We start from the raw sequence: 16,289 nt of genomic DNA, 5'->3' as shown, positions 1-16,289 counted from the left end.
GGCGCGCCGGGGCGCGCGTCACTGCTTCGCGTCGACGGCGGCGAACAGTGCTCCGACCCAGGCCGCGTCCCGCTGCGAAACGATCCGGAAGGCCAACTGGTCACCCCCGCGACGGATCCCCTTGCCAAGTTCGAGGACGTCGGAGTCGTAACCGAGTGTGTTCGTGTACGCGGGCACCCGCTTGATCGCGCCGGGTCCTGGCTCGCTGATCGTCGAGTTCAGAACGTCGTCCGGGGGGTTGGCGGAGTCGCCCAGCACCGCCGGCGCACCGCGGCCCGTCGAGACCGACAGCGAGTCGCCCGGGCCGCCCCGGCGTGCCGCGAGGCACCCGGGTGTCGTGGCGCGGGGCGTCCCGGCTGTTCTCACGGGGCCGTGGGGGAGGGCGGACCTCGTGGAACTCCGGCAGCTGATGGAGGAGTTCGCGGCCCGCACGATTCCGCCGTGCTGGAGTGCGTGGTACCGCTGCGTGAACGCCAGGGCCGGTGCCTCCGCGGCGGGAGCCCTGTCGGTGGGCGGCTCCGCGGACGCGGGGCCACCCGGTGCCCAGAAGGTGGCGAGGGCGGAGCGGCCGACGAGCGCACGGCGCAGCAGCAGGCCCGGGGAAGTACGCATGACCGGCGGTGCCCTTTCGGGGGAAAAGGTTCGGGACCAGCGGAAGGACGGAAAATCTGAGGATCAGACGGATGCGTGTCGGCTCCCCGTCCGCTCCCGACGCCGGTCGACGCCTGCTTCCAGGCGCCCTCGGAGGTGCCCGACTCTAGCGGGTGTCCGTATTTATCAGGGAAAGCTTGCATGTGTGTCGGATTGGTGAAGCTTGACCGTTTGCGAGATCACCCCTTTGGAGGCACAACCCGCGTGTGTGCCGCGCGTTGAATCCAGAGCCGGGCATCCCGCCCGGATGTTGAGTCGATTTCCAAGGAGCACTTCTCCATGTCGCGTATCGCGAAGGGCCTGGCCCTGACCTCCGTTGCCGCCGCCGCTGTGGCCGGCGCCGCCGGCATCGCCGCCGCAGACAGCGGCGCGCACGGCGCGGCCGCCCACTCCCCCGGCGTCCTGTCGGGCAACGTCGTGCAGGTTCCCGTTCACGTTCCGGTCAACGTGTGCGGCAACACCGTCAACGTCATCGGTCTGCTGAACCCCGCGGTCGGCAACACCTGCGTCAACGGCTGACGTCATCGCGGACCCTTCCGCCGGCCGTCCACCCGAAAGGGAGGGCGGCCGGTTCGCGTTGCCGCACACGCGGCGGCCGTTCGCGCGCGGGGTCCGACAGGAGGACGAGACGCACCGTTCGTCCGGGTGGGGTGCAGGAATTTTCTGCACGCGGAGTTTCCGTCGCGTTCGGGGCTCGTTAGGCAGCGCACAGAGGAATTCCCTCCGGTGACATCAGTCGCCGAAGAAAGGAACACGATGAAGTCCCTCAAGGCCGCCGCTGTAGTCGCCGGATCCCTGGTCGTCGCCGGTGCCGCCGCGCCCGCGTTCGCCGCCGGAGCCCCCGGCCTCACGCCCTCCAGCCTCAACGGCGCCCTGGAGACCGTTGCCAGCCAGCGTTCCCTCAGCGCGCAGGATGTCCTGCCCCTGCAGCATCAGTCGAGCGCGCTCGACACCGAGAACAAGGGCTCGCTGCTCAACGGCGTGAGCGGCGCGACGAAGACGCTCAACACGGCCAGCGGTCCCCAGCAGCTTCTCGGCGGCCTTCCCCCTCAGGGATAGTCGTATCCCTTACGCGCGTGTCTTTCCGTAACGCCCGCCCGCATTTTCCTGGGCTCTGGAGAAAATTTCCGAGAAAATCTCCAGGAAAGGGCTGAAAATGAACACTGCCAAGAAGGCCGCACTGATTTTCGCCACCGCCGGAATGGCCGCGGGTGCCGCCGCGGGCAGTGCCGCCGCGGACTCCGGCGCCGAGGGCGCGGCGGTCGGTTCCCCGGGCGTCCTGTCGGGCAACCTCCTACAGGTTCCCGTTCACGTTCCGGTCAATGGCTGCGGCGATACGGTCAACGTCGTCGGCCTGCTGAACCCGGCATTCGGCAACACCTGCCTCAACGACTGACGTCGTACATCCGAGGCGGTGAAAAGGGCCGATTCCGCATGACGCGGAATCGGTCCTTCGCGCTGTTCGAGCCGCGTCCCTCGTTCGTGTGGTCACGCTCCCGGTCATCGCCCGGTCGGGTGATATCGGGTCAGAACCCGAACGGGCGCATCGATAGGGTTCCGCGGTGACCTCAACCTCAAGCGAAATGCGCCCTCTTCGGGTCGCCGATCTCGGCACGCTCGCCGTCATGGCCTTCAGCGGTGAAGCCCCCGACGGTGACATGCCCTATCTCCTCGCCTACTCGCTGGGCGACGGCGAAGGCGGCCCGGAAGGATCAGCGGCCGCCGTCCGGCAGCTGCTGATCGACAACGGACTGCCTGTCGGCGACACGCTCATCGACGGTTCCCGGCAGCCGAGCCTGCCGCTCACCCTGCTCGTCGAGGCCGGCCAGGCCGTCGTCAGCATGCCGCACCTCAACGCCCAGTGCGTCGTCCCGCCGGAGTGGCTCGCCGCGGTGGGGGAACGCGGTTACGCCTACTTCCTGTTCGCCACCCGCGCCTGGCCCGTGGCCGAGCCTGGCAAGCCCGTCGCGCCCGAGGACCTGACGGCCTTCGCGGGCGACGAGGAGACCCTGCTCAGCGCGGCGCACGTACTGCTGCCCGCGCGCGGCCTGCGCGGCTGATGACGGCCGCCGCGGGCCGGGGGACGGACGGCGGCAGCGGTGCGCGCGGGCGTACCGCGGGCAGCGGCCGTGCTCTCGCCCTGCTGCTGGTGATCACGGGGGCGGCCGGTCTTCTCGCCGCGTGGGTCATCACGATCGACAAGATCAAGCTCCTGGAGAACCCGAACTTCGTTCCGGGATGCAGCCTGAACCCGGTGGTCTCCTGCGGCAACATCATGAAGAGCGAGCAGGCCTCGGCCTTCGGATTCCCCAACCCGATGCTGGGCCTGGTGGCGTACGGCGTCGTCATCTGTGTCGGCGTGAGTCTGCTGACCGGTGCGGGATTCCCGCGCTGGTACTGGCTGACCTTCGACGCGGGCATGCTCTTCGGCGTCGGATTCTGCACCTGGCTGCAGTTCCAGTCGCTCTACCGGATCAATTCGCTGTGCCTGTGGTGCTGTCTGGCATGGGTCGCCACGATCATCATGTTCTGGTACGTCACCTCCTTCAACGTACGGAATGACTTTCTGCCCGCGCCGGACTGGCTGAAGGTATTCCTCGCGGAATTCACCTGGGTTTTTCCGGTGCTGCACATCGGCGTCATCGGAATGCTGATCCTTACCCGTTGGTGGGATTTCTGGACGGGCTGAATCTCCTTTTCCGGTGCCGCTGAACGGTGTCGAGCAGTCCCTCGGCCTGAAGGCGCCCAGCATCGCGGGTGAGTTGCCGTTGCCGATGCCTGGCGGGCTGGAGGGGCCCCGGTACGTCGAGGGCCGGATGATCCCCGAGCGGGCCGTTCCCCAAGTGCCGCTCAGCGGCGGGCTGCCAGGGGCGGACGTCCGTACGCCCCTCCCGCACATCCTCGGCGACGGATTCGACCAACCTCGGTCTCTCCGCGCCGGCGGCCGGCCTGCGGACGCCGACCCCGGGAGCGTCCGTGGACAGCCCGCTCAGCGCGCCGAACCCCGACCACCTCGGCCTTCCCGAACCGAGGCTGCCTCAGGCCGCCGTGCTCACACCGCTGCTGAAGACCGCTGCCGGGGGCGAACCTGGAGATGGGCCCGGGGCCTGGCGGACCCCGTCCGGGGGAGCGGGCCGGGGAGTCCGGACCGGGCCTGCCGACCGAACCATCGGGCGCCGCCGTCGTTGATCCCGCTGAAGCGGACCGAAGCGGCCGGACCGGAACAGTCGGACCGGAACAGTCGGACCGAAGCAGCCTGAATTCGTCGAGGAGAGATGCATGTTCGTCAGCTGGATGTCGAGCAGAGTGCCGAGGTGCGGGCCGGGCCGGGTGCCGCCCGGCCGGGCGCGCGGCCGCGGGGCGGAGCGCGTGGCGGGTGGAATGGCGTTGACCCGGCGTGGTGCCATGCGGGGTCTGCTCGTATCGGCCGTCGGCGTGGCGCTGGCCCCCGTCGTCGCGGCCTCACGGCCGCCGCGCCGGCTCCACCCCCAGGACCTCTCCTTCGACGAGGTGTACCGCGGCCGGCACATCCTCGGCACGAAGGGCGGTTCGGACGGCCGGGCCGCGTTCGCCGGCGGCGAGTGGCAGGTCACGGTGGACGAACGGCCGCTGCATCTGATGCGCCGTGCGGACGGCAGCTATCTCAGCATGGTGGACCACTACGAGTCGTATCCGACACCGCTGGCGGCGGCGCGCGCGGCCGTCGACGAGCTGGGACCCTCCGAGCACCTCAGGGGTATGGACGGCAAGGCGGGGGGCGCGGCCGCGGGCGGTGCGCGGGGGACCGGCGGACGGGGAACCGGCACGCGGGAGAGCGGCAGGCGGAGCGGTGCGGAGGGGGGCGGCCACCACCATGGTGTACACGCGTAAGAACGCCAGCACCCTCACGAGCGCGGAGCGCCGCCGCTTCGTCACCGCGATGCTGGAGGTCAAACGCCGGGGACAGTACGACGAGTTCGTCCGGGCACACATCGAGTACTACGTCTCGGACGGCGACGGCGGACTGCGCGCCGCCCACATGGCGCCCTCGTTCCTGCCCTGGCACCGGCGGTTCCTGCTGGACCTGGAACGGGCGCTACAGAGCGTGGACCCCGGGGTGAGTGTGCCGTACTGGGACTGGACGCGGGACCGCACGCCGTCCGCCGCGCCGTGGACCAAGGACCTGCTCGGCGGCAACGGGCGGCGCTCGGACCGGCAGGTCATGACCGGACCCTTCGCCTACGCGCAGGGCAACTGGAAGATCAAGGAAGGGGTGACCGACGGCGCGTTCCTCACGCGCGAGTTCGGCCGCCCGCGACAGCCGCTCCAACTGCCCACCCAGGGCGAGCTGAACTCGGCCCTGGAGGACCCCGTCTACGACACGGCGCCCTTCAACTCGACCTCCACACACGGCTTCCGGAACCGGCTGGAGGGGTGGGGACACGGGCCGGGGAACGCCACCTGGGGAAACCACAACCGCGTCCACCGCTGGGTCGGCGGTCACATGCTGGGCGGCGCCTCCGTCAACGACCCCGTCTTCTGGCTGCACCACGCCTTCATCGACCTCCAGTGGTCCCGCTGGCAGAAGCGCCACGGGGGCGCCCGCTACCTGCCCGAGCGCCCCCCGGGTCCCAGCAACTCCCAGTACCGCCGCATCGTCGCCCGGCACGAGAAGATGCCCCCGTGGGGCGTGACACCGGAGGCGATGGAGGACCACAGCGGCATCTACCGGTACGCGTAGCGGGGTCCACCGGTACGTGACGGACATCCACGGGTACGGCGAACGGGCGTCACCGGGACACGTACCGGGCACGGCGAAGCCCCCGGCAGCACTTCCTGCCGGGGGCCCTTCGCGTGCTGGGCTCAGCTGCCGTAGCCGTGGGCGCGGTGGTGCTGCTCCTTGTGGTGGTGACCCCCGCCGTTCACGCAGGTGTTGCCGAAGGCCGGGTTCAGCAGACCGACGACATTGATCGTGTTGCCGCATACGTTGACGGGCACGTTGATCGGGGCCTGGATGACGTTGCCCGACAGGACGCCGGGCGAGCCGACGGCCCCGCCCTGGGCGCCGGCGTCAGCCATGGCCAGACCGGCCCCGCTGAGCGCCACGGCACCCGTGCCCACGACGACTGCGGCGGCCTTCGCGATGCGAGACATCACGTTCTCCTTTGAATCGATGAGCGCGGTGGCACGACGCGACCGCACTCCCCTTCAACGCCTCCGTCCACACCTGGTCACGGGCGTTCAGCAGGGGATCCCTCTTCGAACAGGAGCCGGACGGACGGCTGTTCACTCGGTCCGGTCGCACGTCCGCTCAACGGGACCACGGGGCATGGGACCACGGGGGCAGGGGGCATGGTGACCGGGGCGGACGATCGGCGAGTTGTCGGACAACCGGGCGAGCGGGCCCGGTCAGCCGAGCCGGCGCAGCGGTGTGCCCGCCAGGAACGCCTCGATGTTCTCGACCGCCGCGCCGTAGTACGTCTCGTAGTTGGAGCGCGACACGTAGCCGAGGTGCGGGGTGGTCAGCAGTCGGGGGGCCGTGCGCATCGGATGGCCGACGGGCAGCGGCTCGACGTCGAACACGTCGAGGCCGGCTCCGGCGATGCGTCCCGCGTGCAGCGCGGCCAGCAGGGCGTCCTGGTCGACGATCGCCGAGCGCGAGGTGTTGACGAGGAAGGCGGTCGGCTTGAGGAGGGCCAGTTCGGCGGCGCCGACAAGGCCCCGGGTGCGGTCGCCGAGCGCGAGGTGGACGGAGACGAAGTCGCTGCCTGCCAGCAGTTCCTCCTTGGAGGGGGCGAGCTCCACGCCCGCCTCCTCGGCCCGTTCCCCGGTGAGGTTCTGGCTCCACGCGCTGACCCGCATGCCGAAGGCGAGGCCCACCTGGGCCACCCGGGCGCCGATCTTGCCCAGCCCGAGCAGACCGAGCCGGCGGCCGTGCAGATCGGCGCCGACGGTGCTCTGCCAGGGACCGCCCGCCCGCAACGCGTTGTGCTCCGTGACGATGCCCCGCGCGAGGCCGAGCAGCAGCGCCCAGGTCAGCTCGACCGGGGGCGTCGAGGAACTCGGCGTGCCGCACACGGTCACTCCGTGCGCCTCGGCGGCCGGGTAGTCGATCACCGTGTTGCGCATCCCGGAGGCGATCAACAGCTTCAGCCTCGGCAGCCTGGCCAGCAGGGACGCCGGGAAGGGCACGCGTTCGCGCAGTGTGACGACGATGTCGAACCCCGACAGCGCGGCGGCCAGCGCGTCCTCGTCGGCGAAGTGCCGGTCGAAACAGGTGACTTCCACCCTGTCCGCGACGGGCGACCAGTCGGCGATCTCGGTCGCGACGCTCTGATAGTCGTCCAGCACGGCACAGCGAAGTCGCATCTCGGGTCCCTCCCAGGCTCAGCAGGACCCTATCCGAGCGGTGGCCGGGGGAGCCGGGCGGCGGGTGACGGACGGCTCCCCGGGGGAACCGCGACGGTCACTCGCTCCCCATGGCAGTATCTGGGCTCCATGAGTGCGTCCCTGGCGGTACGGAGTCTGCGCGCGGCGGTGTTCGCCGTGCTGTGCGTGCTGCTGGCCGCCGGGGGGCACCTGCTCGCCACCGGGCAGGCGCCGCCGCGCTGGGCGGACGGCGCCGGACTCCTCGCCGTCTTCGCCATCGGCTGTCCGCTGGGCGGTCGCGAACGGTCCCTGTCCGGGATAGGCGGCGCGATGCTGGTCGCGCAGGCCGGACTCCACCTCGGCTTCGAAGCCGCCCGGCCGCGCATGGTGATGGACATGCACGGGGCGTCCATGATGGCCCCGCACACGCACGCCCTGACCCCCCACGCCACAGCCGTGCATGTCGCCGCGGCCCTGCTGACGACCTGGTGGCTGCGGCGCGGCGAGGCCGCCCTGTGGTCCCTGCTGCGCCGGGCCGTGGCGTTCGTGCCGGGCCTCGCCGCGTGGTGGAGGGCGCGTACGGTCCTGCCTCCCGTACGGCCGTACGGGGATCCCGCGGGACGGACACCGGCCGAACCGTGGCCACTCCGGCGGACACTGCTGCGTCACGCCGTCTCGCGCCGGGGACCGCCGGCAGGGCTCGCGTACACGCCCTGACCACGTTCCCCCCAGTACGGAGTTCCCTGAATGTCCCCGATGAGCACCACCCTGCGCCGCACCGGCACGGTCGCCGCCCTCGCCACCGCGGGCCTCCTGACCGCCGCGGGCGCCGCCTTCGCGCATGTGACGGTCCACCCCGAGAGCTACGCCAAGGGAGCCACGGACGGTCTCCTGAGCTTCCGCGTCCCCAACGAGGAGGACACCGCCAGCACCACCAAGGTGCAGGTCTTCCTGCCCACCGATCATCCGGTCCTGGGTGTCCTGGTCACCCCGCAGGCGGGCTGGACCGCCAAGGTGACGACCATCAAGCTGAAGAAGCCCATCAAGACGGACGACGGCACGATCACCGACGCCGTCTCCGAGATCACCTGGACCGGGGGCAGGATCCGCCACGGCGAGTTCCAGGACTTCGAGGTCGCCTTCGGCCAACTGCCGGACGACACCGACCAATTGAGCTTCAAGACCCTCCAGACCTACTCGGACGGCAATGTGGTCCGCTGGATCGAGGAGCCACAGAAGGGCGCGGAGGAGCCGGAGAGCCCGGCTCCGGCGCTGACCCTCACCGCCAAGGGCGCGGGAGAGGACACTCCTTCGGCGGGGACCGGGACCGGGACCGGGGCCTCCGGATCCGACTCGTCCTCGGCGTCCGCCTCCTCGGCGGCCAAGGAATCGACCGCGAGCGACAAGAGCAGTGACTCCACCGCGCGTGCCCTGGGAACAGCAGGCCTGATCGTCGGTGTCCTCGGCCTCATCGCGGCCGGATTCGCCGTCGTACGCGGCCGGAGCACCCGCTCCTAACCACTGTGCGCCCGCCGCCCCGCCGACCTCAACTCCCGTCGGCGGGGCGGAAGGTCCCCACGGCCACATTCCGCAACCCCGACGGACCACCACGCACCACGCCGCGGCCGTACTCTCCCTGGCGGCCGTGTGGCTGGGTAGCCGGGTGACACGGCGGCCGAGGACGCTGTGCGGCAGAGCAGCCCGGCAGCCCGGCAGCCCGGTGGTCGAGGTGCCGTGCCGGTCAGATCTGCGGCGGTGTCTGCTTCCTGCGGACGAGGACCACCACGGCTCCGCCGATCACGACGAGGGCGATGGCCGCGCCCGCGATGATCGGAGTCGAGCCGGAGCCACCGGTCTCGGCGAGGTCGGTGCCGCCGCTGGAGCCGCCCACCGACGCCGGGCTCGGCTCGCTGAGCGTCTGGGTCGAGACGTCGGTCGCGGCGCCCTGGGTCTTGCAGTCCAGCACGCCCTTGAACCGCTTCTCGACGCCGTTCGGGCCGCCGATGCCGAAGTCGTACGCTTGGTCCTCCTGCAGCGGGATGGTGACCGTCTGGGACACGCCCGCCGCGACGGTGTGCTCGGCGCCCATCAGTTCGAACGTGAACGCCTCGTCGCCCTTGTTGGCCGCCGTGATGTCCACGCCACCCTTGGCGCAGTTCTTCTGGGCGGACAGGGCGGGTATCGCACCCTTCGCCGCCCAGGTCGCGGTGGCCGTGGCGGAAACGGTGGACTCGCTGGAGCCCGCGAGGATCTGCGTCTGACTGCGGGTCTCCGAGGTGAAGGCGCGGCCGACCGGCACGGTCGTGGAGGCCTGCACGGTGAGCGAGGCGGAACCGTCCGCGCTGTCCTTCGGCACGTCGAAGAAGACCCGGCTGCCGTCGACCGCGGAGGTGACAGCCTTGCCGTCCTTGTCGACGACCTTCACCCCGCTGGCCGCGGTGTCCGTGGGGGGTGTCACCGTCACGCTGCCCGCGTTGGTGTGCACCGTGACCGGGCCGAGCCGCTCGCCCGCGTGGCCGGAGACCGCGGCCGGGGCGAGCGTCAGCGAGGCCTCGGGCTCCGGCAGGTTCCGCGCGTTCTTCTGCAGATAGTCCGCGAGCTTCTCCGCCCCCGGGTCCGCGGCGTCCACGTCGGCGCCGTCCGAGAACCGCCAGATGGCCACCTGCGTACCGGCCGCCGCGTCCTGCTCGGTGAGGCCGGTGACATCGGCCTTCTGGGCCAGCGCGGCCAGGTCGTTCACCTGCGGGTAGGAGTTCTGCAGGATCCAGCGGATCCTGCCCGCGTCCTTGTTGCCGTTCAGCGACGTGCCGCTCCAGGAGGTCTCCTGGTACCTGGCGTCCCGCTGTGTCGGGTTGTGGAGGTCGATGCAGTAGGTCTGCAGCATGCCGCCGTTGTCGACGGACATCTCGAACAGGCCGGCCGAGACCCAGGAGTCCTCGCCGTTCTCATGAATGACCGCAGACCCGTAGGTCTTCAAGTCGCCTATGGTGGCGCTCGCTCCACCCTGGCTCTGCGGGGTCTCGTCGGCGGCGGCCGTACCGGCTGCGGCGACCGTCCCCGCGGCCGCGAGCCCCCACACCAACGCCGCTGCGGCGAGGCGGGCGGCCCCTCGCCCGCGTGCGGACAACACAGAGAACGCAGAAGACACAGAATTCCCCTTCGAGCAGGACCCTTTGACATGGGGGACGGTCCCGCCAGCAGAATCAGAAGCCCCGAGAGCTGTGTTCGGCATCCTAAAGAAGCGGCGCATCGCTCCCCCCGGTCATGTCATCCGATAACCGATCCGACTCGGAATCGTTATCGCGATCACGTCCGTGAGCTGCGCCTATCGACAAATCCACGAGAGTTGTTCGCAGTGTATTTGTCGATAAGCCGCAGTTCGGTCAGATCGTGACTCTCTCTGACATCACGTCACCCCGGCCGGTTCGGGACGCTGTTGGGACGCGCTCCCGGGCGGGGTGTCGGGCGCCGATTCCCAACTGGGCTCAGGGCGGTGCGCCGAAGCCGGCTCGCCCTCCTTGGACGGACGCCGGAAGGCCGACGTACCGCGGGAGAGGTCGTGGCCGATCGCCACCGCGTCGATGTCCGCCGACGTCCAGCTCTCCCCGTCGCGTGTCTCGGTGCGCACCTTCAGCCTGCCCTGCACGATGACGGGGTCGCCCACCGACACCGAGGCCCCCACGTTCGTGGCGAGCGCGCGATTGGCCCACACCGTGAAGAAGTTGGTGTGCCCGTCCGTCCACCCGCTCTTCTCGCGGTCCCAGTACCGCGAGGTCACCGCCAGCCGGAACCGCGCCGACGCGCCGTTCGCCAATTCCCGGTACACGGGCCGTGTCGCCACATTGCCCACCGCGCACACCATCGTCTCGTTCATCGTGAATCCCTCCCGTGCGAATACGTCTGCCGCGGCGAGCGCATGCGCTGCGATCGCCGCGGGATCAGACTGCCTCCGCCGGGCCGGGCCCGCTGGGCGCTGTGTGCTACCGGCCGGTTGCGGAAAACCGCGTCACCCGACCGGGGTACCCGCCGTCGCCGTCCCCATGACCCGGCCGTACTGCTCCCGTACCTCGCGGTACCGCAGCAGCTCCGCGGCCACGGGATCCAGCACCCGGGCTCTCCCGCACCCGGCGGCCGCCTCGCGCAATCGGCGTTCCGCTTCCAGGCCGTAGCGTCTGGCCGGCCCGCGGGCCGCCATTCTGCTGCCCCACTCGACGACCGGGCCGCCGACGATGCCCGACACCATCAACAGCACCGGAACCCCCAGGTTCGGTGACATGACCCCGATGATCTGGCCCACCAGCCAGAGCCCGCCGATGACCTGGAGGATCGTCATCGCGGCCTGCGCCAGCACCGCGACGGGCCACCAGCCGGGCCGCGGCGGCCGTCCCGCCGGAGCCGTCGCGCGCGCCGCCATGTCGTCCAGCGCCTCGGGCAGCCCCTGCGCGCCCCGTACGGCCGCCTCACGCACCGCCTGCGCCCAGGGCGCGGGAAGTCCGTACGAGGCCCGGTCCGCGACCGTCCGCACCGCCTGCTCGACACGCTGGCGCGCGGTGGCCTCCTCGTCCGCGGGAGCGCGCACGGGCAGGCGCCCGGTCGGGGGCTCGCGCCGCTCCAGATGCCAGCGCCACAGCCGCAGCCAGGGCGTGCCGCACGCGCGGTTGGCGTTGCGGCGCCAGGCCCGCTCGGCGGCCTCCCCGGTCGCTACGGCGCCCACGGCGTCCGCGAGCCGGTCCGCGAACTCGTCGCGCGCCTCCTCGCTGAGCCCGGCCCGTCGCCCGGTCGCGTAGACGGGCCGCAGCCGCGCGGCGGCCGCGTCGAGATCGGCCGAGATCCGCCGTGCAGCGGCGCCGCGTTCCGCCACGAACTGGCCGAGACACTCGCGCAGTTCGGGGACTCCGGCCCCGGTGAGCGCGGACAGCGAGAGGACGGTCGCGCCCGGTTCGCCGTACTCGCCGAGCGCGATGCCGTCCTCGTCGAGCAGCCGCCGCAGATCGTCGAGCACCTGGTCGGCGGCCTCTCCGGGGAGCCGGTCCACCTGGTTGAGGACCACGAAGGTGACCTCCGCGTGCCCGGCCAGGGGCCGCAGATAGCGCTCATGGAGGACGGCGTCCGCGTACTTCTCCGGATCCACCACCCAGATGACCGCGTCGACGAGCGCCAGGACGCGGTCCACCTGCTCTCGGTGCTGGACGGCCGCGGAGTCGTGGTCGGGCAGGTCGACCAGGACCAGGCCGCGCAGCTGTGCCTCCGCCTCCGCGCTCTGCAGCGGGCGTCTGCGCAGCCGCCCGGGGATGCCGAGCCGGTCGATGAGGGTGGCCGCGCCGTCGTTCCAGGTGCAGGCGATGGGTGCGGAGGTGGTCGGCCTGCGCACGCCGGTCTCCGAAATGGCCACGCCGGCGAGCGCGTTGAAGAGCTGCGACTTGCCGCTGCCCGTGGCACCGGCGATGGCGACGACGGTGTGCTCCCCGGAGAGTTTGCGGCGGGCCGCCGCCTCGTCCAGGACCCGGCCCGCCTCGGCGAGCGTCCTGCTGTCGAGACGGGCGCGGGAGAGGCCCACCAGCTCACGGAGCGCGTCCAGGCGCGAGCGCAGCGGCCCGTCGTACGCGAGGGGGGCGGGCACCGCCGGGACGGCGGCCTTGGCCTCCGCCAACGGCGTCTGGTAGTGACCGGGGGCCGTCTCGCTCACGCGCCGCGCGATGAGACCGTCGTCCCAGACGGGGCCGTCCTCCGCGCGTGCCGGGTCGTCGCCCTCCCCGCGCGCGTGGGACTCCGCTTCGGACGCGTCCCGCGGGGCGCCCCGTCCGGCCGCGCCGCCGCTCCGCGGGGCGTTGCCGCCGACGCCCCCGTTGGCTTCCTCAGTGCCTCCCTCGGTGCCCGTCATGCCTCCCTCGATGTCCGCCCGGGACCCGGCCCCGGAACCCGCCGCACCGGGCGGACCGTTCTCCGAACGGTTTTCCGAAGTGTTCTCGGCGCTGGCGGTGCCCGGGGTGTTCACCCCGGAGGGGGCGTTTTCGCGGGCGCCGTCTTCGGAGTGATCCTCTTTGGGATGACTGTTCTCTTCGGGACGGCCCTTCTCGGGTCGTTCGTCTCCGGGGCGGTCGGCCTGATCCGTGTGGTCAGTGACGGCAGTCACCGCGGTCACCTCTCCTTCTGCAGTACGGACAGCGCGGCGATGAGTTCGGCCTGGGGTTCTGGATGGACGTCGAGCGCTTCAAGGGGGGCGAGGCGGCGCTCGCGTTCGGTCTGCAGCGCCTTGTCGATGAGGTCCGTGAGCAGCCGGCCGCCCTTGTCGCGCAGCCGCAGCGCGCCGTGCGCCCCGATCCGCTCGGCGAGCCCCTCACCCGCGCTGCGCGCCCTGCGGCCGCCCAGGAGCGCCGTGGCGACCAGCGCGGCCACCACCGCGGGGTCCGGCGCGACACTCTTGTCGAGGTCGCGTACCTCGTCCTCGGCGTACTCCTCCAGGACCCGCCGCCAGCGTCGTACGGCCAGACCGATCCGGTGCTCGGCGCTCTCCAGTGTCGGATCACGATCCGTCAGCCCCGGAGCGCCCGAGGCCGGTTCGCGGCGCCAGGCGTCGTCCACGCGTTCGTCGGCGGCCGCGACGGAGCACAGCAGCAGGGCGGACAGGCTCTCCACGAGCGCGTCCAGCAGTTCCTCGGCCGTGCAGTCGAGGGGATAGGCGCGCCAGCGCTTGAGGGCGTCCCCGGAGAGCACGGCTCCGGCCTGCAGACGCCCCTTCGCGCGCGTGTGCTCGCTGTCGTACGCCCCGTCGACGGCCGCCGTGAGCCGCGTCGCGGCGGCGTACTGAGCGGCGGCGGCACTGGCCAGTTCCGGCATCCGCGACCTCAGGGAGTCGAGGACACCGTAGGCCGTACGCGCCATCGCCCCGTGGCGGGCTCCCGGGTCCTGGGCCTGGTGCGTGAGCCACGTACGCAGCGGCGCGACGGCCGTGGCGGGCAACAGGCCGCCGCCCCAGGCGGACTCGGGCAGCTCGGGCACGGTGAAGCGGGGGGCCTCACCGAGTCCCGCCTTGGCGAGCAGCGCCCCGTACTGCCGCGAGACCTCGGACACCACCTGGTGGGGTACCCGGTCCAGGACCGTCACCAGGGTCGCCTTCTGTTCCTTGGCGGTACGCAGCAGATGCCACGGCACGGCGTCGGCGTACCGCGCGGCCGTGGTGACCATCACCCAGATGTCGGCCGCGCAGATCAGTTCGGCGGCCAGCACGCGATTGTCGGCCACCAGGGAGTCGACATCGGGCGCGTCGAGGAGGGCGAGGCCGCGGGGCAGCGTGTCGGCGGTCTCGATACGCAACACCCGCTCCCCGTGTTCGGTGGGGGCGGGAAGATCGTCGCCGGGCTCCTGATGGGGCACCCACACGCGTGTGAGCTGGGGCAGCACGCGCATGCCGCTGAACCAGTGATGGTCCTCCGGATGGCACACCAGCACCGGTGTACGGGTCGTCGGGCGCAGTACGCCCGCTTCGCTGACCCGGCGCCCCACAAGGGAGTTGACGAGGGTCGACTTGCCGGCACCGGTGGACCCTCCGATGACGGCGAGAAGGGGTGCTTCGGGTTCTCTCAACCGGGGCACCAAATAGTCGTCGAGCTGTGCGAGCAGTTCGTCGCGGTTGGCACGCGCGCGTGGAGCCCCTGCCAGGGGCAGCGGAAAGCGTGCGGCGGCGACACGGTCGCGCAGGGCGGAAAGTGCGTCGAGCAGCTGAGGCCGTACGTCCAAGGTCACCACATGCGAAGAATGCCCAATTTTGGAGTCTTTCTGAAGCATATGGGTATGCCTGCGCGCCGACAGGACAGACGGGACGGAAGGGATGACTGGGGCGCAGGCATAACGAGTGCACAACACCCGGTGCGCGAGACGCCAAAAGCGGTGCACGATTCGTACCTGCCTGCGATTATCAGGACCGCTTCACTGAACCTCCACATTGAGCCACGGAGGCGAAGCATGAGGGACGGGGATGCGGGAGCCCTATTCTTGTCCCCGGCAAGGTCACGGATCAGCCCACACCCGGGCACCAGGACACAGGCCGACACACCCGGCCCCCGTAGCTCAGTGGATAGAGCAGGCGCCTTCTAAGCGCTTGGCCGCAGGTTCGAGTCCTGCCGGGGGCGCCAGTCTCCGCCCTCCCTTTGGGGAGGGCTTTTTGCTGGTCAGGACACGTTTCACTCGACGCGACGAAGCCCGAACGCCTCCCCGATGATCAAGTGGAAGGTCCGGGGCTGTCCGGCTGTCACCGGGTTTTCGCGGGTGGCCCCGCCGAACACGTGGCGAGGTTTCGGCGGGGCGGCTCAGCCTGCCGGGGCATCTCTGGGAGGTCTGTCCCGGCTTCCGTCCGTTTCCCGGGGTCCGAGAGCTGACCGGAAACGCACCGGGCGTCGTGGGGTTTCCGTGGCAGGGGGTCGGCCGATGGGTCCCCGTCGGCCGACCGCCCCGTAGCGCCGGGCCCGGGTCAGGCGGTGGCGTAGGTGAAGCTGAGGGTGATCTTCTTCGCGTCCGACATGGCGACGGTGTAGTTCTTCGGGCCCGTGAGCCGGACCTCGTAAACGGCCTTGTCGCCCTTGTGGTTGGCGGCGGCCTTCAGCGTGGCCGGGCCGTTGTCGGTCCGTACGACCTCCGCCGTGACACCCGCCGCGGTGAGCGTGGCGGGCAGCGTCACCTTGGCCGTCACCGTCAGGTCGGCGTCACCGGAGTTGGTGGCCGTCACCCGTGAGAGCGGCGTGAAGGCGGAGTTGTTGAGCGTCAGGGACTTCTTGTAGGTGCAGATGACGCTGTGGCTGTCGCTGTCGCACTTGTTCCAGTCGGAGGGTGTGACGTCCACGGCGAGATCGGCGTGCGGGGTGGGCGTGGAACTGGCGGTGGCCGTGGTTGTAGGACTCGCCGTGGCCGTGGCCGTGGCCGTGGCCGTCGCCGTCGGCGAACTTGTGGATTCCGACGGAGTGGGCGTCGGCGTGTCCGTTGCCGTGCTCGTGGCCGTCGGGGTGGGAGAGAAGTCCGCCTTGACCGCGAAGGAGCCCGCCACGGTGTCGGTGAACGTGGCACCGCTGCTCACGCCGATGAGGCCAAAGCCGCCCGCGGCGAGCGTGAGCGCCGCCACGATCTTTCTCCGGTCGGAGATGGCCATGGGGGTTGAGCCCTTCTGATAGAGCCGGGTGTGTCTCGTGTTCCGGGCGGTGGGGGGGGGGGGGGGGGGGGGGGGGGGGGGGGGGGGGGGGGGGGGGGGGGGGGGGGGGGAGGGGGGCGAAAGCACCGCGACGCTCATAATAAACACAAAG

At 71.1% G+C, this 16,289-nt stretch carries 16 protein-coding genes, 1 tRNA gene and 1 pseudogene; 10 read left to right on the top strand and 8 right to left on the bottom strand.

Annotated features, from left to right (window positions below; all coding sequences use genetic code 11):
- Window positions 1–18: 18 nt before the first annotated feature.
- A pseudogene (locus ACZ6KY_RS10150) lies at window positions 19–312 on the bottom strand (DUF3344 domain-containing protein); the annotation flags it as partial.
- A 618-nt stretch (window positions 313–930) separates the two neighbouring features.
- On the opposite strand from ACZ6KY_RS10150, the gene chpG reads away from it, so the two are divergent.
- The 7 genes from chpG (at window position 931) to ACZ6KY_RS10115 (ending at window position 5,371) form a co-directional block, all read left to right on the top strand.
- The gene (gene chpG / locus ACZ6KY_RS10145) at window positions 931–1,170 is read left to right on the top strand and encodes a chaplin ChpG (protein ID WP_469309871.1); all 240 of its coding nucleotides are present in this window, start codon (window positions 931–933) and stop codon (window positions 1,168–1,170) included.
- A 237-nt stretch (window positions 1,171–1,407) separates the two neighbouring features.
- A complete protein-coding gene (locus ACZ6KY_RS10140) occupies window positions 1,408–1,710 on the top strand; it encodes a hypothetical protein (RefSeq protein ID WP_469309870.1) in 303 nt (100 codons plus the stop codon).
- 97 nt (window positions 1,711–1,807) lie between these two features.
- Window positions 1,808–2,047, top strand: a complete 240-nt coding sequence (locus ACZ6KY_RS10135; protein ID WP_469309869.1) for a chaplin — start codon at window positions 1,808–1,810, stop codon at window positions 2,045–2,047.
- 166 nt (window positions 2,048–2,213) lie between these two features.
- Window positions 2,214–2,711: a DUF5949 family protein gene (locus tag ACZ6KY_RS10130; protein ID WP_469309868.1), complete on the top strand. Its 498-nt coding sequence runs from the start codon at window positions 2,214–2,216 to the stop codon at window positions 2,709–2,711.
- Window positions 2,711–3,340 (top strand): vitamin K epoxide reductase family protein, encoded by a 630-nt coding sequence (locus ACZ6KY_RS10125; RefSeq protein ID WP_469309867.1) that lies wholly within the window; start codon window positions 2,711–2,713, stop codon window positions 3,338–3,340. The genes ACZ6KY_RS10130 and ACZ6KY_RS10125 overlap by 1 nt, the downstream gene beginning before the upstream one ends.
- Before the next feature lie 692 nt (window positions 3,341–4,032).
- A complete protein-coding gene (locus ACZ6KY_RS10120; RefSeq protein ID WP_469310123.1) occupies window positions 4,033–4,521 on the top strand; it encodes a tyrosinase cofactor in 489 nt (162 codons plus the stop codon).
- Window positions 4,505–5,371: a tyrosinase family protein gene (locus ACZ6KY_RS10115; protein WP_469309866.1), complete on the top strand. Its 867-nt coding sequence runs from the start codon at window positions 4,505–4,507 to the stop codon at window positions 5,369–5,371. Before ACZ6KY_RS10120 ends, ACZ6KY_RS10115 begins: the two co-directional genes overlap by 17 nt.
- Before the next feature lie 122 nt (window positions 5,372–5,493).
- Here the strand turns inward: ACZ6KY_RS10115 and ACZ6KY_RS10110 are convergent, their stop codons facing one another.
- Complete coding sequence (locus tag ACZ6KY_RS10110; protein ID WP_469309865.1) at window positions 5,494–5,784, bottom strand: chaplin; 291 nt, start codon at window positions 5,782–5,784, stop codon at window positions 5,494–5,496.
- A 255-nt stretch (window positions 5,785–6,039) separates the two neighbouring features.
- The gene (locus ACZ6KY_RS10105; RefSeq protein WP_469309864.1) at window positions 6,040–6,999 is read right to left on the bottom strand and encodes a D-2-hydroxyacid dehydrogenase family protein; all 960 of its coding nucleotides are present in this window, start codon (window positions 6,997–6,999) and stop codon (window positions 6,040–6,042) included.
- Window positions 7,000–7,128: 129 nt separating this feature from the next.
- Here ACZ6KY_RS10105 and ACZ6KY_RS10100 point away from each other — a divergent pair, with 129 nt between their 5' ends.
- Together ACZ6KY_RS10100 and ACZ6KY_RS10095 are read left to right on the top strand one after the other, a co-directional pair.
- A complete protein-coding gene (locus ACZ6KY_RS10100; RefSeq protein WP_469309863.1) occupies window positions 7,129–7,716 on the top strand; it encodes a hypothetical protein in 588 nt (195 codons plus the stop codon).
- 30 nt (window positions 7,717–7,746) lie between these two features.
- The gene (locus ACZ6KY_RS10095; protein ID WP_469309862.1) at window positions 7,747–8,517 is read left to right on the top strand and encodes a YcnI family copper-binding membrane protein; all 771 of its coding nucleotides are present in this window, start codon (window positions 7,747–7,749) and stop codon (window positions 8,515–8,517) included.
- Window positions 8,518–8,740: 223 nt separating this feature from the next.
- On the opposite strand, the gene ACZ6KY_RS10090 is transcribed toward ACZ6KY_RS10095, so the two are convergent.
- From ACZ6KY_RS10090 to ACZ6KY_RS10075, 4 genes are all read right to left on the bottom strand, one after another.
- On the bottom strand, window positions 8,741–10,147 hold the full coding sequence (locus ACZ6KY_RS10090) for a Cys-Gln thioester bond-forming surface protein (RefSeq protein WP_469309861.1): 1,407 nt from the start codon (window positions 10,145–10,147) through the stop codon (window positions 8,741–8,743).
- Window positions 10,148–10,405: 258 nt separating this feature from the next.
- A complete protein-coding gene (locus ACZ6KY_RS10085) occupies window positions 10,406–10,873 on the bottom strand; it encodes a single-stranded DNA-binding protein (protein WP_469309860.1) in 468 nt (155 codons plus the stop codon).
- Window positions 10,874–11,005: 132 nt separating this feature from the next.
- A complete protein-coding gene (locus tag ACZ6KY_RS10080) occupies window positions 11,006–13,132 on the bottom strand; it encodes a YfjP family GTPase (RefSeq protein WP_469309859.1) in 2,127 nt (708 codons plus the stop codon).
- A 5-nt stretch (window positions 13,133–13,137) separates the two neighbouring features.
- Window positions 13,138–14,784: a dynamin family protein gene (locus ACZ6KY_RS10075; RefSeq protein WP_469309858.1), complete on the bottom strand. Its 1,647-nt coding sequence runs from the start codon at window positions 14,782–14,784 to the stop codon at window positions 13,138–13,140.
- A gap of 271 nt (window positions 14,785–15,055) precedes the next feature.
- Here ACZ6KY_RS10075 and ACZ6KY_RS10070 point away from each other — a divergent pair.
- Window positions 15,056–15,131 (top strand) — tRNA-Arg (locus tag ACZ6KY_RS10070).
- Window positions 15,132–15,466: 335 nt separating this feature from the next.
- Here ACZ6KY_RS10070 and ACZ6KY_RS10065 read toward each other — a convergent pair.
- A complete protein-coding gene (locus ACZ6KY_RS10065; protein ID WP_469309857.1) occupies window positions 15,467–16,138 on the bottom strand; it encodes a hypothetical protein in 672 nt (223 codons plus the stop codon).
- Between the last annotated feature and the right edge of the window lie 151 nt (window positions 16,139–16,289).

Source organism: Streptomyces sp. NPDC042002, from assembly GCF_055588305.1.
Note: the sequence above shows the minus strand (reverse complement) of the source record. Positions and strands in the feature narration are given on the sequence as shown.